Annotated in this window: 18 protein-coding genes; 5 read left to right on the top strand and 13 right to left on the bottom strand. The window is 62.7% G+C overall.

Going from position 1 to position 19190, the window contains the following annotated elements; all coding sequences use genetic code 11:
* Positions 1-18 precede the first annotated feature (18 nt).
* Complete coding sequence (locus ACFQ6Y_RS03990; protein WP_378629243.1) at positions 19-1290, bottom strand: nitrate/nitrite transporter; 1272 nt, start codon at positions 1288-1290, stop codon at positions 19-21.
* Positions 1291-1335: 45 nt separating this feature from the next.
* A complete protein-coding gene (locus ACFQ6Y_RS03985; RefSeq protein ID WP_378629242.1) occupies positions 1336-2331 on the bottom strand; it encodes an aldo/keto reductase in 996 nt (331 codons plus the stop codon).
* A gap of 101 nt (positions 2332-2432) precedes the next feature.
* Here ACFQ6Y_RS03985 and ACFQ6Y_RS03980 point away from each other — a divergent pair, with 101 nt between their 5' ends.
* Complete coding sequence (locus tag ACFQ6Y_RS03980) at positions 2433-2990, top strand: TIGR03086 family metal-binding protein (RefSeq protein ID WP_378629238.1); 558 nt, start codon at positions 2433-2435, stop codon at positions 2988-2990.
* Here the strand turns inward: ACFQ6Y_RS03980 and ACFQ6Y_RS03975 are convergent.
* From ACFQ6Y_RS03975 to ACFQ6Y_RS03965, 3 genes are all read right to left on the bottom strand, one after another.
* Entirely contained in the window at positions 2987-4261 is a 1275-nt protein-coding gene (locus tag ACFQ6Y_RS03975) for an alkaline phosphatase family protein (protein WP_378629233.1), read from the bottom strand. The two genes, ACFQ6Y_RS03980 and ACFQ6Y_RS03975, sit on opposite strands and share 4 nt — an antisense overlap.
* Positions 4258-5946, bottom strand: coding sequence for an alkaline phosphatase D family protein (locus ACFQ6Y_RS03970; RefSeq protein ID WP_378629230.1), 1689 nt, complete (start codon positions 5944-5946; stop codon positions 4258-4260). The genes ACFQ6Y_RS03975 and ACFQ6Y_RS03970 overlap by 4 nt, the downstream gene beginning before the upstream one ends.
* Positions 5947-6049: 103 nt before the next feature.
* Positions 6050-6391 carry a hypothetical protein gene (locus tag ACFQ6Y_RS03965; RefSeq protein WP_378629225.1) on the bottom strand — a complete coding sequence of 114 codons (342 nt, stop codon included), beginning with the start codon at positions 6389-6391 and terminating at the stop codon, positions 6050-6052.
* 142 nt (positions 6392-6533) lie between these two features.
* On the opposite strand from ACFQ6Y_RS03965, the gene ilvD reads away from it, so the two are divergent.
* Entirely contained in the window at positions 6534-8228 is a 1695-nt protein-coding gene (gene ilvD / locus ACFQ6Y_RS03960; RefSeq protein WP_378446753.1) for a dihydroxy-acid dehydratase, read from the top strand.
* A 13-nt stretch (positions 8229-8241) separates the two neighbouring features.
* On the opposite strand, the gene ACFQ6Y_RS03955 is transcribed toward ilvD, so the two are convergent.
* Positions 8242-8898, bottom strand: a complete 657-nt coding sequence (locus ACFQ6Y_RS03955) for a S1 family peptidase (RefSeq protein ID WP_007732621.1) — start codon at positions 8896-8898, stop codon at positions 8242-8244.
* Positions 8899-8972: 74 nt separating this feature from the next.
* On the bottom strand, positions 8973-9692 hold the full coding sequence (locus ACFQ6Y_RS03950) for a DUF6319 family protein (RefSeq protein ID WP_378629219.1): 720 nt from the start codon (positions 9690-9692) through the stop codon (positions 8973-8975).
* 302 nt (positions 9693-9994) lie between these two features.
* Between ACFQ6Y_RS03950 and ACFQ6Y_RS03945 the strand changes: the two genes are divergently transcribed.
* Positions 9995-10999 carry an adenylate/guanylate cyclase domain-containing protein gene (locus ACFQ6Y_RS03945; protein WP_317552319.1) on the top strand — a complete coding sequence of 335 codons (1005 nt, stop codon included), beginning with the start codon at positions 9995-9997 and terminating at the stop codon, positions 10997-10999.
* A 1-nt stretch (position 11000) separates the two neighbouring features.
* Here ACFQ6Y_RS03945 and ACFQ6Y_RS03940 read toward each other — a convergent pair whose 3' ends face one another.
* Complete coding sequence (locus tag ACFQ6Y_RS03940; protein ID WP_378629216.1) at positions 11001-11651, bottom strand: TetR/AcrR family transcriptional regulator; 651 nt, start codon at positions 11649-11651, stop codon at positions 11001-11003.
* A 56-nt stretch (positions 11652-11707) separates the two neighbouring features.
* Here ACFQ6Y_RS03940 and ACFQ6Y_RS03935 point away from each other — a divergent pair, with 56 nt between their 5' ends.
* Positions 11708-13252, top strand: coding sequence for an MFS transporter (locus ACFQ6Y_RS03935; protein ID WP_378542586.1), 1545 nt, complete (start codon positions 11708-11710; stop codon positions 13250-13252).
* Here the strand turns inward: ACFQ6Y_RS03935 and ACFQ6Y_RS03930 are convergent.
* Positions 13249-13770: an Lrp/AsnC family transcriptional regulator gene (locus tag ACFQ6Y_RS03930; protein WP_378531577.1), complete on the bottom strand. Its 522-nt coding sequence runs from the start codon at positions 13768-13770 to the stop codon at positions 13249-13251. The two genes, ACFQ6Y_RS03935 and ACFQ6Y_RS03930, sit on opposite strands and share 4 nt — an antisense overlap.
* Positions 13771-13947: 177 nt before the next feature.
* Between ACFQ6Y_RS03930 and hppD the strand changes: the two genes are divergently transcribed.
* Positions 13948-15153, top strand: a complete 1206-nt coding sequence (hppD, locus tag ACFQ6Y_RS03925; protein WP_378629214.1) for a 4-hydroxyphenylpyruvate dioxygenase — start codon at positions 13948-13950, stop codon at positions 15151-15153.
* A 6-nt stretch (positions 15154-15159) separates the two neighbouring features.
* Here hppD and ACFQ6Y_RS03920 read toward each other — a convergent pair whose 3' ends face one another.
* From ACFQ6Y_RS03920 to ACFQ6Y_RS03905, 4 genes are read right to left on the bottom strand one after another with little or no spacing between them, the layout of a single operon-like run.
* Positions 15160-15810, bottom strand: a complete 651-nt coding sequence (locus ACFQ6Y_RS03920; RefSeq protein WP_378629803.1) for an NUDIX domain-containing protein — start codon at positions 15808-15810, stop codon at positions 15160-15162.
* Complete coding sequence (locus tag ACFQ6Y_RS03915) at positions 15807-17093, bottom strand: adenylosuccinate synthetase (protein ID WP_378629212.1); 1287 nt, start codon at positions 17091-17093, stop codon at positions 15807-15809. Before ACFQ6Y_RS03915 ends, ACFQ6Y_RS03920 begins: the two co-directional genes overlap by 4 nt.
* Before the next feature lie 9 nt (positions 17094-17102).
* A complete protein-coding gene (locus tag ACFQ6Y_RS03910; RefSeq protein ID WP_378629209.1) occupies positions 17103-18089 on the bottom strand; it encodes a hypothetical protein in 987 nt (328 codons plus the stop codon).
* Positions 18090-18094: 5 nt separating this feature from the next.
* Complete coding sequence (locus ACFQ6Y_RS03905) at positions 18095-19126, bottom strand: hypothetical protein (RefSeq protein ID WP_378629207.1); 1032 nt, start codon at positions 19124-19126, stop codon at positions 18095-18097.
* Positions 19127-19190 lie beyond the last annotated feature (64 nt).

Below are 19190 nucleotides of genomic sequence, written 5' to 3'. Positions count from 1 at the left end.
TTACCTGCCGCGATCGAACTATTTGTTGCGGCGTATGACTTCGCGAATCGGGCGCACGTGTACGCCCTCTGCCGCGAGTTCGCGTCGGGCTTTACCTCTGGTGACGAGTACACCGATGATGCCCAGAACCCAGACGGGATACTGCGCCATCCAGGCGACGCGGAAACCGTCGAACGTGTATCCGCCCATGTGTCCGAGGATCACGCCCATCACTTGAATCACGATGAGCGAAGCGAGGAATCCGCCGATGTTGACCATGCCCTGCGCTGTGCCCATCGCCGAACTCGGATTGGACGTGCGCGCGTAGTCGAAGCCGATCACCGAACCCGGCCCGCCCACCGAGATCACGACCACCAGGATCGTCAACAGCCAGAGCGGAGACGGTTCACTGCGTGAGAGCACGATCGTCCACATGAGCGCACTGGCCACCATGATGGTGAGAACCAACCACGATCGACGCATGGGATAGCGACCGGTCAGGATTCCCAGGATAGGGCCGGCCACGATTGCCGAGATGACCGACAGCGTCAACAGCGAGCCGACGGTCGCGGAATCGAGGCCCTGAGCCGACTTCAGATACGGCACACCCCACAGCAACGCGAACGTGGTGATCGAGAACTGCGTACCCATGTGACTGAAGAAGCCGAGGCGTGTGCCGGGTCGCATCCACACCGTCTTGATCTGTCGACCGATCTCCGTGGCACCAGCCGGCGCTGCCACGACTTCGGCGCCGGGTGGCGCATCGCGAATGACGGTCAGCGCAAGAACGAAGGCCAGAACTCCGACGGCCGCCGCGCTGCCATAGGCGAACGTCCAGCCCGGCCCGGTCAACAGAAGCATGAACGGCAGGGCGGACAGAACCTGACCCAGCTGACCGAGAATGCCGGTGAACTGCGAGACCAGTGGCACCTGCCGGGGCGGGAACCACTGCGGTACCAATCGCAGCACCGAGATGAAGGTCAGTGCGTCTCCCGCACCGACGGCGATGCGCGCACCGATCGCGACGGGCAGCGATTCGGTGAACGCAAGAGCCAACTGCGCGGACATCATGATGAACGCACCGACAGCGATCATGATCCGCGAACCGTAACGGTCGAGGAGAACGCCCGCGGGAATCTGCATGCCCGCGTACACGACGATCTGCAGCACGACGAAGCTCGACAGAACGCTGGGCGAGATCGAGAACCGATCAGCAGCAGACAGACCCGAGACACCGAACGAAGTGCGGTGAAGCACGGCGATCACGTAGGCGAAAACACCGACACCCCAGACCAACCACACTTTTTTCATCGGGTCTGTATGTTACTCCTGTCTTTCGCAAGGCTCAGGACATGATCATTCGCGGCCCTGAGACACCCAATTCAGATCGGCCGAACGGAAGCCTTCGGTGATCGCGGCGAGGGAGTCGAGGCGAGCGATCTGGTCTTCGCTCAGAACGATGTCCAACGCTCCGGCGTTTTCGGTGACTCGTGCAGCGAACCGAGTGCCGGGAATCGAAACGGACGGCAACCCGTACTGGCGGCCCTTGGCATCGAGCCATGCCAGGGAAACCTGTGCAGGCGTCGCGCCGAGCTCCTCACCGACGGCGCGGACCACGTCGAGAACCTTGTGATTGGCGGGAAGTGCGGAGTCCGAGAAGCGGGGGAAGCGTCGACGCAGGTCGTTGTCACCGAGCGTCTCCGCATCGAACGATCCCGCCAAGAAGCCTCGACCGACGGGTGAGAAGGGCACGAACCCGACTCCGAGTTCCGCCGCGGTGGGTACTACCTTGTTCTCGACGTCCCGACTCCAGATGCTCCACTCCGACTGGATCGCCGCGATCGGATGTACCCCGTACGCACGACGCAGTTCGTCACCGGTCGCTTCGGACAGGCCGATGTTGCGGACCTTGCCCGCCTTCACCTGATCTGCGATCGCGCCGACGGTGTCTTCGATCGGGACGTTCGGATCGACCCGGTGCAAGTAGTAGAGGTCAACATGATCGACGCCGAGTCGTCCCAGAGACTCGTCGAGTGCCTGCGGTACGTAGGCCGGGTCTCCGTTGATCCCACGCTGACCGTTGGCGATGTTGCCGACCAGCCCGAACTTCGTCGCCAATTGCACTTCGTCCCGGCGGTCTTTGAGAAGTTCTCCCACCGCACGCTCACTCGATCCCTCGCCGTACACGTTGGCGGTGTCGATGAACGTGATCCCGATGTCCACCGCATGATGCAACGTGGCGAGCGCCTCGGCCGGATCAACGGGGCCGTAGACAGGGGCGACGGACATCGCGCCGTATCCCTGGGCACTGACGGTGAGACCTTCGGCCAGAGTGACGGTGGGGACGGTCATGAAAACTCCTCGATTCGACTGAGCGACAACCTCGACAGTCTTCACCGAATCGACGCCTCACGCACCGATTAACGTCACGCTGATCGGGTTACCCTCGAGTGATGGCATTCGATTGGCTCGAACTCGTGCTCACCGCCCACCGCGAATTCGGTTCACGACTCGCCGCAGTCGAGGACTGGAACGCACCCACGCCTGACTCCGACTGGCACGTCGAACACCTTGTTCGCCACGTCATCGAGGAGCAGCAGTGGGTACCGCCGCTCCTGGCCGGACTGACGGTCGGCGAGGCGACACCGGATATCGTTCCCGTCGGGGACGACCTGTGGACCGAATGGCAGAAGTATTCCGATGCTGCCATCAAGGCGTGGAAATCGACGGACCTCAGTGCCCACGTTCACCTCTCGTACGGCACCGTGAAGGTGGAACCGTATCTACGCCAGCAGACCTCGGATGTCACGATCCACGCCTGGGATCTCGCGCGAGCAGTCGGCGCGGACGAGCGACTCGATCCCGACCTCGTCGAGGCCGTCTGGTCCGACCTCGACGGGCAGCGCGACATGCTCGCCGAGAGCGGCCTGTTCTCCGCTCCCGTCGACCTTCCTGACGATGCGTCGTTGCAGGACAGGCTGATTGCTTTGACCGGTCGCGACCCTCGCTAGACGTTCAGCGACACACCCGCCGTGCGGGCGACGCCGTCCCAACCACCGGCAGGTGCACCGAGGCCGAGCAAAGCAGCAACCGTCGGCGCGACGTCGATCGTGCGAGCCTGCGTGTCGATCTTCCGTCCGCCGTCGAGAGCGGGATGCCCACCACTGAGAAAGAACGGGATGGGCAGCGTCACGAAGTGACCGTGGTTGCCGGGAATCGGGTTGGACAGTGGAGTCGGATCACTGAACCGCCAACCCTGAGCGCAAAACGCAACGACGTCACCGGCATTGGTGCCGAGATCGAATTCGGCCGGAAGGTGGCTGGATTCGACGCCGTCGACTCCGTCCACGATCTGCTGAATCCGGCTGACGGCTTCGGCCCGTTCGCCATCGGGTCCGACGAAGTAGATCAGGTCTGCGCCACCGTTCTGGGCGATCCGAATCTTGCCTGCCAGCAACGGGTCCGCGTTCAGCGGTCGATCCAGGCCGATGAGCCTTGCGGGCTCCGACCAGTCCATCGAATGGTCGGCCAACACGATCAGAATGCTCCGATTCCAACGACCGGTGTCGTGAAGGAAGTCGACGAAGCGGCGAACCTGGTTGTCGGTGTTCTGAAGTGCGGCTGTGCGGGCGATCCGGATGGACGGACCGGACAGATCCAGGTGGCCGACGCGATCGACGTCACCGAGATTCGTGAACGACAGTCGCGGCGAGTTCCCGCCGACGACACGGATCAGGGCGTCGATCGTGAAGTTGTCCGGCGCATGCTCTGTACCAGGAACAAGCGGCTGAGGATCCCACACCAGTGAGGCGCGATCACCGAACAGCCCGTGCAGGTAGCGCTTGGACAGCACACTCGCAGTGGTCAATCCGAGTTCGGTACGCACCCGATCCAGAACCGTCGAGGTCTGCAGGTCGGAAGGCCGATCGAGGTCGCGCTTCTTGTCGATGGCGGGATCGTAGACGGAGTTGGCCGGCACTCCCGAACGCGCCGGCAGCACTCCCGTCATCATCGCCGTGTGGTTCGGCAGTGTCTCCGCGATCGTGATGGCGCTGGCATCCGGGTAGTGGATACCGCCGGCCGCAAGCCCGGTGAGCGTCGGGGTGAGCTCCGATCGCAGCTCGTCCGGCCGCATGCCGTCGACGACGATGACATGCACGTCCAGGTCTGGGATACCAGCGCTGGTGGGAACACTCGCGCGAGCGGGTGTGCCGAGCAATGCCGTTCCCGCAACAACACTTCCACCGATCAGAACGCTACGACGCGAAACTTCGATGCTCACTGGTCGACTCCTGGTCGGTACGAGGCCTGATCGAGGGCGGCCGAGGTGGGTGAGACTCTACTGCCAGCACCTGCCGGTAAGCGGTAGCTCACGGCGTAGTGCGCGTTGCTCTGCGGATCGGTGAGATCGTCGACGTAGTACCAGTCCATCTGGGTACCTTCGCGGGCGATTTCGAAGACGCCGTAGCCGTGCGAATCCAGTTCGACGTACCGCACGTGTCGGTTCACGGCCTTGAATGCTTCTTCTGCCGCAACGGTTACCGTGCGCGGCGGTACTTTCAGCATGTCGTCGATGTTGGGGGACGTCACCGACGGGACGACGAACTCGGCGCCGACGGTCGGTCCACCCGGATAGTTGGCGGCGTTGGTCGGTAGGTCGCACGCCCACGACGTGTGGATGTCACCGGTGATGAAGACGGTGTTGTCCACGCCGTTCGAGGTGATGGCGTCGAAAAGCCTGGTGCGGTCGGCGGTGTACCCGTCCCACTGATCGGTGTTGTACGGGATTCCGGCGTGCGGCACTCCCACCAGTTCGGTCAACGCCGCTGTGGTCGCCGGTTCGAGCGGCGGGAACACGCACGGCGTGATCATGACCGGATTGCCGACGATCTTCCACTGTGTCGGGGAGCTGACGATCCCGTTGGTCAACCAATCCATCTGTGCGCGTCCGGTAATGGTGCGCGACGGATCGTCGACCTGCTTCATCGTCGGCTGCTCGTCACGGTAGGTACGCAGATCCAGCATCGAGATCTCGGCCAGATTCCCGAAGCGGAACCGGCGATACAGCTGAACATTCGAGCCGCTACCCGACGGCCGGACAGGCATCCACTCGAAATATGCCTTGGCCGAGTTCGCTTTTCGATCAGCCCAATCGCCTTCGACACCTGGCGTGTGGTTTTCGGCGCCGTCCCGGTACGCGTTGTCAGCCGATTCGTGGTCGTCCCACGTGGTGATGAACGGGAGTTTCAGGTGAAGTGCTGCCAGATCCGGGTCGGTCTTGTACTGCGCGTGCCGAATTCGGTAGTCGGCCAGAGAAATGATCTCGTGGGCCGGCTCGTGCAAACGGATGGATCCGTTCCGCGCGCCGTACTCCCCCTGCCCGTACTCGTAGATGTAGTCACCGAGATGGATGATCGCGTCGAGGTCTTCGCGGAGTGCGAGGTGGCGGTAGGCACCGAAATACCCTGCCTCCCAGTTGGAGCAGGACACGACGCCGAAGCGGAGACGATCGAGATCTGCCGTGTTCGACGGAGCCGTGCGGGTGCGGCCCACCGGGGAAACGGCCGAACCCGCAGTGAATCGGTACCAGTACGTCGTCGACGAATCGAGTCCGGTGACGTCGACCTTCGCGGTGTGATCGGAATCTGCCGAAGCGGCAACACTTCCTGACGCAACAACGCTCGCGAACCCCTCATCGGTCGCGACCTGCCAGTTGAGCGTCACCGCCGGCCCGACGCCCGAACCCGGCGTCGCCTCTGCCGTGGGGGTGATGCGGGTCCAGATGATCACCGCATCCGGCAACGGGTCACCGGATGCCACGCCGTGCGCGAAGCCCGGGCTGCCACCCGGAACCGCGGCACCGGCGTGGCTCGCCGAAGCGACACCGAGACCTACTGCGCCGGCGAGGGCCGCCGATCCCTGCAGCAGGCCACGTCTGGATATTCGATCGAAGGCATTCGTGTGCACGCTAGGAGTGAACCCGCACCTGAACGGGCGTTCAAGAGAGCTTCGGGATGTTCACCCAGGCTTCGCCTGCGCTTCTCTGGAAGTTTGATCGAGTCGATCCCGATTACAACCGGTAGTCGAGGGCCGAGCCTCGGACCACACCGACCTTCACTCCGAGGTAACCGCCGAGTGCGCACCCGGCCGCGATCAGGATCCAGAACGCCGGCGGAATCAGAGCCTCGGACCCGTCGACCTCGGAGAACGCGGAATAGCCGGCAATCAATGCGCCGAACAGCACCGGCAGAATCAGCAGTGCGGCAAAGAACGTCACCCACACCGATACGAAGCGTCCCTTCCACCGGGCAATCTCATGCAGAACCGTCAGAACAACCAGGAAGACACCACTACCGGTCAATAAGGCGGCCAGAACTGCAAATCCGAATGCCGAAATCAGTTCCGACTCCACGTGAATCCCCCTGTACGTCAATCACCTACGCACCCAGCCCCAACTGCGATGCGACGAGTCTATTCACGACGGGCGGTGTTTCGTGACAACTCGAGTCGCTAGTCTGCCGGAAAGACACTCCGCCGACGCCTATGCTTGGAAAATGACCGAACCCGACATCAAGCCCAGAAGTCGTGACGTCACCGACGGACTCGAAAAGACCGCAGCGCGCGGCATGTTGCGTGCAGTAGGAATGGGCGACGACGACTGGGTCAAGTCGCAAATCGGCGTCGCCTCGTCCTGGAACGAGATCACGCCGTGCAACCTGTCCCTCGATCGCCTGGCAAAAGCCGTCAAAGAGGGTGTGCGGGAGGCCGGCGGATTCCCCCTCGAATTCGGCACGATCTCCGTCTCCGACGGCATTTCGATGGGTCACGAGGGGATGCATTTTTCCCTTGTCTCTCGCGAGGTGATCGCCGACAGCGTCGAGACCGTCATGCAGGCCGAACGCCTCGACGGATCGGTTCTTCTTGCCGGGTGTGACAAGTCGTTGCCCGGAATGATGATGGCGGCGGCCCGCCTCGACCTGGCCAGCGTATTTCTCTACGCCGGTTCCACTCTCCCCGGCGTCGCCAAGCTTTCCGACGGCAGCGAGCGCGAAGTCACCGTCATCGACGCGTTCGAGGCTGTTGGCGCCTGCTCGCGTGGACTGATGAGCCGCGCCGACGTCGATACCATCGAACGAGCGATCTGCCCGGGCGAAGGCGCGTGCGGCGGCATGTACACCGCAAACACGATGGCCAGCGCCGCCGAGGCCATGGGAATGTCGCTGCCCGGCAGCGCTTCACCGCCCGCACCGGACCGTCGCCGTGACGGATTCGCCCGCGAAAGCGGCAAAGCCGTGGTCGAGCTCCTGCGTCGAGGCATCACCGCCAGGGACATCCTCACCAAGGAAGCATTCGAGAACGCCATCGCGGTGGTCATGGCTTTCGGCGGTTCCACCAATGCGGTGCTCCATCTCCTCGCGATCGCGCACGAAGCGTACGTCCCGCTGACGCTCGACGACTTCGCTCGCGTCGGCGCAAAGGTCCCGCACCTCGCCGACGTCAAGCCTTTCGGAAAGCACGTCATGACGGACGTCGACCGTATCGGCGGCGTCCCCGTCATCATGAAGGCATTGCTCGACGCCGGACTCATGCACGGAGATTGCCTGACCGTCACCGGCAAGACCGTGGCGGAGAATCTGGCGCACATCACCCCGCCCGATCCCGACGGCAAGGTTCTGCGGGCGATGAACAAGCCCATTCACCCGACCGGAGGCATCACGATCCTGAAGGGGTCGCTCGCTCCCGGCGGCGCAGTCGTCAAGTCGGCCGGATTCGAATCCGACGTATTCACCGGAACTGCACGGGTTTTCGAACGCGAGCGCGCCGCAATGGACGCACTCGAAGACGGAACCATCACTGGTGGCGACGTTGTCGTCATCCGCTACGAGGGCCCGAAGGGCGGCCCCGGAATGCGCGAGATGCTGGCCATCACGGGCGCGATCAAGGGTGCGGGTCTCGGCAAGGACGTCCTGCTACTGACGGACGGACGATTCTCCGGCGGCACCACCGGCCTGTGTGTCGGACACGTTGCGCCCGAGGCCGTCGACGGCGGTCCCATCGCGTTCGTTCGCGACGGCGATCAGATCCGGCTCGACGTGGGCACCGGACAACTCGAATTGCTGGTCGACGATTCCGAATTGGAAGCCCGCAAGAAGGGCTGGGAGCCGTTGCCGCCTCGCTACACGCGTGGTGTGCTGGCCAAGTACTCCAAGCTCGTGGGATCAGCCTCGGGTGGAGCAGTGTGCGGCTGATCCCAGCTCGCTGCTAGATGGGCCGGTACCCGGCGCCAACCCCTCCGTGGGCATTGATCGTGTCCACGATGGAGGTCATGTTGGTGCCGAGTTCCGGTCCCAGGCATGGCACCCAGAGGTAGGCGTTGACCATCGCGACCAGCGTCGTCCCGACCGTGACCGGGGCTCCCGAATCACCGTGGTCGACGCAGATCTGAGTCCAGGTGGATGCGTCGGCGCTCAGGTCTCCCCAGACGACGCCGCAGGTGGTGCCCGTCGTGCGGCCTTCCTTGCAGGCTGTGGCCGGGAAGCTGGCCGGAGCGCCGATCGACGTGATGGTGGCCGCGCCCACCGTCCGAACTGGTGTGACCTTGCCCGGATCGAACTGGATGACCCCGTAGTCCAGGTCCGGGTTCGACTCTACGAACGTGCCGACCACGCCTGCGTCCTCGTTGCTTTCCGGGATCACGAACGATCCAGGACCACCGCAGTGACCAGCGGTAATGCCCACAAGTCTGCCGCCGTTGTCATGACCGATGGTGGTCAAGGTACAGACCAGCTGATTGTCGATGATGATGCCCGAACCACCACCCATGGGCGTGGGTGCAGCAACCGCGTTACTGCTGACGATGAACCCGAGTCCGAGTGCCAAGACCAACGCTGCCAGAGCCGAAACAATTCGCTGCAACATCACAATCTCTCCGCCGGTAATCTCCCCGCTGCAAAAAACGCATACCCCGGAAAGTGCGGACCTACGCAGCGTTTCTAGTCGGTAGCTCCGAGCGCTTCGAGCATCTTGCGCGCCTCCTCGAGCTGACGACTCAACTCGTCGACTCGCGCTGCAGCCATGTCTCGCGCAGCGACGATGATGGACTCGACGGCCTCGATGGCGGTGGGCTCGCCCAACTCGCGGACAGCTCGCTCGACTGCGTCGGGTGCAACCGGAACCGCTTTGCCCGGACGCTTCGCGCCCTGGGTGACCGTCACGCTCCAGTCGTTGTCCGCGCCTGCATGGATGGTGACGCTGATGCCGGCCGGCAGTTTCTTCGCACGCTTGACGGCCGGGCGAGGTGTCGCGGCAGGAACCGGCGGAGTCGCCGACACCGGGGCGGGTGCAGCCTGCGCCCGCGGCTTGGGCCGAACGGGTTCTACGAGTGGCTCCATAAGGGGTTCGGACTCCACAACTGGTTTGGGCCGCGGGGCCAGTTTGGCCGGTGACGCGGACACACGGTTGATGCGCAATTCTTCTGCTTCGAAAGGCAATTCGTCGTTGACGCCTTTGGGACGGATGAGCACGGTATTGCCGTCCACCGACACGACTTTCGCCGAGGTGCCGGCTTCGATCCCCAAGCTGGGGGTTGCCTCGCGCAGATAGACGGTGGCGCGCTTACCTTCGGCGACAGCCGTGGCGAGCGCTGCCAGATTTTCCGCAGTGAGGTGATCCGGCGTTGATGCGGCAGCGCCGGAACGTCTACGGGGTGGCATGCGCAAGTCCTTTCAGAAGAATGTGGTGCATTTCAGTATCGATAGTGCTTTTCTCGGGGCAACTCTTGCACAAGCCACCGACGTGTTCGCTCTCACCGCCCGACTGAGCCCGAGGATTCGGAGGCGGTTCGGCCGATTCAGTACTGTTCTCGGGGCACCGCGTGGAAGATGGTGGACAGTAATTCGTTGCGGCAAGAAGGAGCACGGTGAGCAGTTCGGAGTCAGAGTGGATCGACGAGGTCACCGAACCCGCCTCTGCTGAATCTCTCGTTGCCGAACCTCACACTGCTGATCCGGTCGACGTGGATGCTCACCTGCTCAGCCGAATTCAAGCCGACATCGAGGAGTCTCTCCTCGGCGGGCCCCGTTGCTTCACTCAGTCGCAGATCGCGGAATTCGCCGGTGTAACACGCGAGCGTGCCGATCGTTTGTGGGTCGCGATGGGCTTTGCAGTCGACGAGGATCCCGACGCAGTCATGTTCACCCAGCAGGACGCGAACGCCCTCAAGACGATCATCGACATGGTGAATCGAGGAGTCATCTCGCAGAGCAGCGAGGTGGCTGCCGCCCGCTCACTCGGGCAGTCGATGTCGAGGTTGGCCGAGTGGCAGGTCTCGCTGATCAGCACCCACATCATCGACCAGCTCGCCGACTCGGCGGATCACGAGCCCGAAGCGATCCGGAAGATCGTTTTGAGCCTCGGCGCCGAGATCATCCCCGCGGTCGAATCCCTGCAGACGTACGTCTGGAAGCGTCACGTCGCCTCCTCGACGGGCCGCAACGTCGGAAACCCCGGCGAAGAAGTCGCGAGTCGTGTTCTGGTCGTGGGTTTCGCCGACATCGTGGGGTACACCTCGCTGACCCGCGGCCTCGACTCCGCCGAACTCAACGATCTGCTCGAGCGGTTCGAGTCGGCGTCCACCGAAATCATCGGGCGCAACTACGGCTGGGTGGTCAAGACCGTCGGTGACGAAGTCATGTTTGCCGCCGAAAGTCCCCACCACGCCGCCGAGATCGCTTTGCAGATCCAGCAAGCCGTCCTCGCCGATCACGACGATCCACAGCTTCGGGTCGGTCTGGCCATGGGTCCGACGTTGGTTCGCTTCGGAGATCTTTACGGTTCTGTGGTCAACAAGGCCGCGCGCCTGACCAGTTCCGCTCGTCCCGGCACCGTGCTGATCGATTCCGAGTTGGCCAACCAGCTCGGCTCGGACGCCAATTTCAAACTGCGGCACCTTCGTCCGCGGCGAGTGCGCGGAATCGACAGGCTCGAACAGTACGTTCTACGACGCAATCTGGAGCCGTGAGTCAGCTCGACACCCCGCGTGCGACCAGAAAATCGTCCACGATCTGCTCGCACGCGGCCTCCCCGAGAGGCGTCAGCGTCGCCAGTTTGGTGAGCACCAACGGGCCGACCAACTGTGCAAGCGCGACGTCGTAGTCGTACTCCCCCAACGCGTCGATCGCCTCCGGCGAGCGCAAGATCCGATCGAACGCATGCCGGTACTGCTCGAAAACCGTCTGGCGCAGAGATCGCAATTCGGGCTTGTCCGTGGACAGTGCGTCGACGCTCGAGTAGCCCTTCAGTTCCGGCCCCAAGCCGAGCCAGCACATTGCCGTCACCTGGATCGGTGCGCTTTCGATGGCCTTGGCCTGACTGGTCAACAACTCGAGCAACTGCGCGCGGAGGTCGCCTTCACCGGTCATCTCCGGCACCGGAGGTAACAGGCGAGCAAATGCCGCGGCGAGCAACTCGGTGCCACTGTCGAAATGGCGATACAACGTCGCACGTGCGACGTTGGCCAACTTGGTGACGGCATCGATCGTCACCGCGTCCACGCCGCCCTCTGCGAGCAGCTTGGTCGCCGCGTCGAGCAACCGGGACCGGGAGCGTTGTTTGCGCGGGTCCTCGTCGCTGACCCGCTGATCGATCTCCTGCTTGTCGATTCCCACCGTCACAACTTCAGTTATACCCACTTGGGGGTTGTGGAACTGCCGTTCTTGTAACGATACTGATGGTCTTGTTTCTATCGGGAGGTTTCGTGAGTAGCGATACGACGCTCGAACAGTCCTCGTGGACCATCCGACAGATCTGGATGCTGACGGTCGCGTGCTGCGCTGTCGCACTGGTCGTCGCAGCGATGGCCGCGCTCAACACGGCCCTTCCCGACTTGGCCCGCGATACCGGTGCAACACAGAGCCAGCTCACGTGGATCGTAGACGGGTACACGCTCACACTGGCATGTCTCCTGTTGCCGGCGGGCGCGCTCGGCGATCGTTACGGTCGACGCGAACTTCTCATGTTCGGACTACTCGTTTTTGCCGCCGGCTCGTCGATTCCGGTCTTCGCGGACGAACCGTCGTGGATCATCGTCTCCCGAGTGATCTCCGGCGTCGGCGCCGCATTTGTCATGCCCGCGACATTGTCCTTGCTCACCGCAGGTTTTCCGCCGGCCCAGCGTGCCCGCGCGGTCGGAGTCTGGTCCGGAGTGGCTGGTTCGGGTGCAATCGCCGGACTGGTCGTCTCCGGCCTGCTCCTCGAAAAATGGTCGTGGCATTCGATATTCGTCAGCCTGGCCGTCGTCTCCGTCCTGATCCTCGTGGTGTCGTTCACGATCGTGACGTCGAAGGACGCGGAGGCAACTCCACTCGATCTTCCAGGCACCGCACTGATCGCAGGCTCGATCGGACTGTTCGTCCTGGGGATGATCGAGGCACCCGCCCGTGGTTGGCTCGATCCGGTGGTCCTTGCTCTGCTGATCGGCGGAATTGCCATGACGGCAGTCTTCAGCTGGGTCGAATTACGCACTCTCCATCCGCTTCTGGACGTCAGGCTGTTTGCCAACCGCGCATTCGGCAGTGGCGCAGCGTCACTGACACTGCAGTTCCTGGCGACCTTCGGCCTGTTCTTTCTGATCGTGCAGTATCTGCAACTGGTGCTCGACTACTCTCCTCTGCAATCGGCGCTAGCCCTCATGCCGATCGCCGTGCCGGTGATGGCCCTGTCCGTGGTTGCGCCCCTGCTGATTCCGCGTATCGGTCTACGCGCCCTCACCGCAACCGGAGTCGCCTTCCTCGGAACCGGAATTGCACTCCTGACGCGCTTGGATGCCAGTTCGACCTATGCCGAAGTCTGTGTTCCCTTGGTAGTGGCCGCCATTGGATTGGGTTTGTCGACAACCCCAGCAACTGCTGCCATCGTCTCCAATGCACCAGACTCCAAACAGGGCGTTGCATCAGCAGTCAACGACGCGACCCGCGAGATCGGCTCTGCCATCGGCGTTGCACTCGCTGGAAGCATCCTCGCCGCCGGGTACGGCAATCATGTTCAGCCCGCGGTCGATTTGCTGCCCGAACCCGCCAGGGAGCCGGTATCCGGCTCCCTGGCCGCTGCACTTCACGTCGCCGAAGCAGCCGGACCGCAAGGCGCACAATTGGCTGAATTCGCCCGTGACGCCTTCATCAAAGGCATGGACCAAGGAGCGCTCACACTCGCCGCGATCATGTGGGTATCCGCGATCGTCCTCGGATTCTGGGCTCCGGGCCGTCAGCGGGACTAACCGTCGTGTCGATACGCCGGAGCCTTGGTCGTCTGCTTCGACTGCAAAGTCTGAAGTAGGGGCATCGACCGAAGCGGCACCACAACCGAGAGAACCATGACGCTGGTCGAGCGAGTGGCTACCCCCGACCGGTTCAGTTCGAGCAGAGTCGCCTGCAAATCCTCGTGCGAAGCAGCGGCAATCCGGCACAGCACGTCGCCGGAGCCAGTAGTGGCAAAGGCTTCGAGAACACCAGGTATGGCTTCGAGTTCGGTGGTGACGGTGTCGAGCGCCCCCTGTGCGATCTGCAAAGTCACGAATGCCTGCACCCCGAAACCCGCTGCAGCCAAGTTGATGTGCGGGGCATACCCGGCGATGACGCCTGCATCTTCCATCCTTTTCAGTCTCGCCTGCACCGTCGCCCGGGCAACCTTGACCTGACGCGAGAGCTCCAAAGCACCGGCACGCGGGTGCTTGTTCATCGCGTCCAACAGAGCCAGATCCACTGCGTCGAGATTCACGTCTGCTCCACTCGTCATTCAACTATGCATATTGCCTATAAAACAGTGCCATAATCTTCGGATTCCGGCGCTATGTCTACTTTCAACTACCTCCGTTGACTACCCAACCTTTGAAGGACTTATCTGTTTGTACTGGCAGTGCCGAACATAACTCGAGCACCGCACTGTGTACTTCGCACTCAGAGGGGACTCATCATGACCGTCGAACAGACTCTCACCGACGACGAACAGTTGGCCGGCCTGGATCTGGAGCAATTACGCCAGTTGGTCGGATTGGTCGAGTACGACAGCGATCACGATCCCTTCCCGGTGAGTGGTTGGGACGGCCTCGAATGGATCGTCGGAAACGCCACGCAGACTTCACATTTCTTCCAGTCCGCATTCGGCATGGAATTGGTGGCGTATTCGGGTCCGTCCACCGGAAACCGCGACCACCACGCGTTTGTACTCAAGAGCGGTGCCGTGCGCTTTGTCGTCAAAGGTGCTGTGGATCCGGCAAGCGAGTTGATCGCGCATCACAGCCGTCACGGCGACGGCATCCGCGACATCGCGCTCAGCGTCCCCGACGTGGACAAGTGCATCGCGCACGCGATCACCCAAGGTGCGACGGTGCTGAGCGAACCGCACGACGTCACCGACGAGCACGGCACCGTTCGCCTGGCCACCCTCGCTACGTACGGCGAGACTCGGCACACCCTCGTCGACCGTTCCCGCTACACCGGCCCTTACCTTCCCGGATACGTCGAACGGACGTCGTCGTACCGCAAGCGTGACGGCGCGCCCAACCGAATCTTCCAGGCCCTCGACCACGTCGTCGGAAACGTCGAACTGGGCAAGATGGACCAGTGGGTCGACTTCTACAACCGGGTCATGGGATTCACCAACATGGCCGAGTTCGTGGGCGGCGACATAGCCACCGACTACTCCGCGCTGATGAGCAAGGTCGTCTCGAGCGGCAATCACCGAGTCAAGTTCCCACTCAACGAACCTGCCATCGCGAAGAAGCGGTCACAGATCGACGAGTACCTCGAGTTCTACCAAGGTCCCGGCGCTCAGCATCTCGCACTTGCGACCAACGACATCCTCGGAGCAGTCGACGCTCTGGTCGACGAAGGAATCGAGTTTCTCTCCACTCCGGCTTCGTATTACGAGGATCCCGAACTGCGCGCGCGTATCGGAGAGGTTCGAGTTCCGATCGAGGAATTGCAGAAGCGAGGCATCCTCGTCGACCGCGACGAGGACGGCTATCTTCTTCAGATCTTCACCAAGCCGATCGGAGATCGTCCCACCGTGTTCTTCGAGATCATCGAACGCCACGGCTCACTGGGATTCGGACTGGGAAACTTCAAAGCCCTGTTCGAAGCGATCGAGCGTGAGCAGGCCGCGCGGGGCAACTTCTGAGGTAGGTCAGCTGTTTTCGGTCCACGCCCAGACCACCGCGGGTCGCCCGGTGGCACTGACCCGGACTCGTTCGTCCGTACGTTCCAGCCCTGGCAACGCTTTGAGCGTCCGGTTCAAGTTGCCCGGGTCCGGACGCTCACCGGAAAGTTCCTCCGCCACGGCCAGCGCGTACGACGCCGGGAACGACGGTCCCAGCAGCGCACGCGTGAAAGCCTGATCTCGCCACAACAGGGTGTCCGCAAGGATCGGGCGGGTATCGGCGACTATCCGATTGTGGTCGAACGCAAGGTCACCCGGCTTGTCCCAGCTCACCCACTCGGCTGAATTCGGCACCTCGTCAGACGAGATCACTGCCCACATGGTCACCGAGAGAGTCGGCCCGCGTGGGTCGCGATTGGGCTCGTCGAACACGGTCAATTGCCCGCTGGCGAGGACCTTCCCGTCCGGAATTCCGAGCTTGGTGGTCACCGCCCGCCTGGCGGCGTCCTGCAACCGCTCACCGGCGCCCAGCAGCACACCGGGCAGCGCTAGCTGCCCGGTGTACGGCTCCGCTTGCCGCGGCGTGACGGCAAATCGCAACATCCCAGGCTCCGGATTGCCGAACCGGAGCGCAATGACGTCGATCGAGACAAGTGACTGGTCCACACCGTCCATCATGCAGGCACTGGGCATCGCACCTGGCGATCGGCCCGGTCGGCACCGTCCGCGGTCAGAACCACCGGCGCCCCCATTTCCTCGCTCAGATACTGGGCGAATTCGTCCGGGTCGGCCGGAAGTTCCTTCGGCACAACCCCTACGGCTTTCAAGAAATCTGTCAGCGCCTGTTGGTGATCGAGATCCTTCCACTCTCCGACGGGAACGGATGACAGTCCTTCGTACGCCTGCACTCCGTGGATCGGGGTGCAGGCGGCCCGCGCACGAACCATCGCATCGAGATGAGTCAGCGCCAATCCGTCGACACCGCCGCTCACCTCGATTGCGTAGCGCAACAACAACTCGTCGAGGTGACCCATCCGGAATCCACCTTGATACTCACCGGCCCCGTTGTGCAGCTCTCGCAACACCTTCGCCAGATCCGGATCCTCGGTCGGGAACGGTCCAGCTCCGTGTCGTGTCATGTACGTGCGGGTGACACCGAGTAAGTAACTGTCCCGGCCCAACTCGTCGATCATCGCTCGCGCGTTGGACGGCTCGACCGTCGACCACGTGGTGTGTGGGTGAAATCCCCGCCACTCGTCGAGAAGGACACCTTGCGCTCCCTCGAATACCAGACGACCACGGGCACTTAACCCGGCCAGTGCGCCCGGGCCGGCAATGTCCACGACAGCTCCGAATTCCGCGTACATGTCGACCATGTCGTCGATCGGTGGAAACCCGTGGCGGCTCTCCGCGATCAACGATCCGTAGTGGGCTGCCAACGCCGACAACTTGAAACGCAAGGAGTCCGGCCGCAAGCAGTCCCCAACTGTCGGCGCACTGTGGCCCAGCGCATACGCCGCAGTCTCACCGATCCCCTTGCCACACGAGCCGTGCCGGTGGCCGCCGCGAGCATCCTCGCGGGCTCTGTTGGCTGCGACGTGAATCGGCGTCGTCAACAATGCGCGCGCGTCGATACGTATCAGGTCGAACGGGCTTCGAACTCCGATCGACTCCAGAGCGCGCGCCTCCCGGGCGAGCGCGATGGGCTCGACCAACACGAATCTCGAGAGAAACGTCGGGACACCGGACAACGTACCCGAGCCGAACTGCGAAAACGTGTGGTGCCGCTCGCCGACGATCACGTTGTGCGCTGCCTGCGCTCCGCCGTTGAACCGAACCACTGCGGCCACATCCAGATCGGCTCGATCGGAGCAAAGCCAATCGACGGTTGCTCCCTTCCCCGCATCTCCGAACCCGAGGTCTACGACGACGATATCGCGGTCTTCGAACGGCTCCATCATGTACTCCATCTAGGCGAAATCGACATCGTCCGTGCCGGTTCCGAGATCGTCGGGCAACACGGCCACCGTCGCGGTGCTGCGCCCTGGAATCAGGGCGAGAGCCTTGCCGACAGTCTCGGCTTCAGCTCTTGAACCGATGTCGCGGAGATCCGCCAGTCCGTCACGCAGGTCGATGCGGTCCTCGCCGATTCCGACCGTCAGCGCGATCAGTTCGCACACCGCGGCAGGGTCGTCGAGTTTGACGAAGCGTTCACCGAGCAACTTCTTCCAGTGATCCGCGATTTCCGGATCGTTGAAGTACGACGACTGATCTGGCAGAACGAAGTAGACGTTCCATCTTTCTTCGAGTTCACGGTAGATCGACGGCACCGATACGTCCTGGCGAACCTTGTCACCGATCACCGAACGGATGTGACGAGCCGAGAGCCGCGGCTTGTTCAACTCGTCGCCGATGATGAAGAGGTAGCCTTTCCGTCCCCGCTTCTCCCAGGCATCCGAACTGGTGTGGCGCGCCATGAAATATGCTGCCAATTCATAGCTTTCCGACTTCTGACCACCACCGTTGCCCTCGAGGAAGATGGTTCGAAGCTGCTCGTCCATCGCGTTTCCCGACTCGAACTGCCCGACTTGCAGTGGCACCCGGTCGGAATCCGCGTCGCCGATACCGCCGAACAGAATCTGCGGATCGTCGGCATATCCTTTGCGTTGCAGCAGTCCGTGCAGCTTCCCGAGCTTGTCCTGCATGATGCGAGGGACCGCACCCATCGAACCGGTGACATCGAAAAGCACTGCTATCGGCAGCGAATCGGGGTGCCCGTCCGAATCTCGGCACTCACGCTTGTCGACGCCGAAGGGGTCGAGCGTCGGGTCCGCTTTCCAACTGCTCCGCGGACGCGACCGGAGCGAATCGGTGTAGCCGAAGTCGTCGACACCACGTGCGGCACGAAAAGTCTTGCCCGCCAAGTACGTGTTGTCATCCCAGTATCCGTAGCCCATGGTGATCACTGTCCTTTCGCGGAGGGAACGGCGAACGGACGAAATGTCCGCTGGCCATAGAGAAGATCGAGGAGTTCGTCGAACTCACCCAGTAGGTCGACCGCGTCGGGACGCAGTCTGGGGTTGTCCTGCATGCAGCCGCTTGCAAACGCCTTCATCCGTTCGTGGGTCTGCTCGCCCAGCATTCGGAGCATCAAGCGATGAGCCATGTAGATGTCCCAGGCCGACGAAGCTGCTTCGCCGAGTTCCGCTGGGTAGGAATCACGATCGGAACCGATCGTCGCCACCGGGCGGTTGCCCGTACGGGTGGCAAACGACCATCCCACCAGCACCACCCCGTGCCGAACAGGTTCGATCAGCACGTTGTCCGCAGTGATCGCGCTGTGCACCCAACCAGTCGCATGCGCCGCTGCGAGCGTCCGAAGCAGCCGTCGGTGCATCCACGCCCAGTCCCGTGGATCGAGGCCACCTGGATATGCGGCACGAACGTCGGCGAGACTCACAAAACCTTCAGTCAGATCGTCGAGCACGTCGATCTGGCGTCTCGTGCCGGCATCCACATGGGTGATTCGATCGATCAACCGCGGGAAGTACGGCGCTGCCCAACCGGCTTCGGCCGAATTCTCGATGTCCGTCAGCGCATTTCGCTCCGCCTCGATCATGGAGTTCGCCCGAGGATTTCGCGGAATCTTGAGTACGACTCCGGCATCGGACCGGTACAGGTTGGCGACCGACCCGCGCGCTACCAGTCCACCCAACGCGTACTCTCCCCGCTCTCCGATATAAGCGGGCCGAGAATCCGCCGGCTCGGACTCCGCCGTCCAACTCCGGTAAAGCTCGTTCAATCGGGACGCCGCGGCCGAGTACCGCACTCGATCTTCGGGCTTCACCCGGTCCGGATGAATGGCGGAGGCAAGCCGATGAAAACGACGCTTTGCAGCGCGACGGGTGTCGAGATCGCTGGAGTCTCCCCCGAACACATCGGCCGAAACCTTTGCCGTCTCGACTGTTTCAAGTGCATTGCTCGTCGTTGTCATAGTTTTAGTCTAACTGACTAAAAGCATGACGGCAAGAGTACGTACTCATTCGGACAGATGCGCA

It is taken from the genome of Rhodococcus sp. NPDC056516 (assembly GCF_042794655.1).
In the GTDB taxonomy this organism is placed as follows: Bacteria; Actinomycetota; Actinomycetes; order Mycobacteriales; family Mycobacteriaceae; genus Rhodococcus_F.
This window is presented reverse-complemented; position numbering and strand designations above follow the sequence as displayed.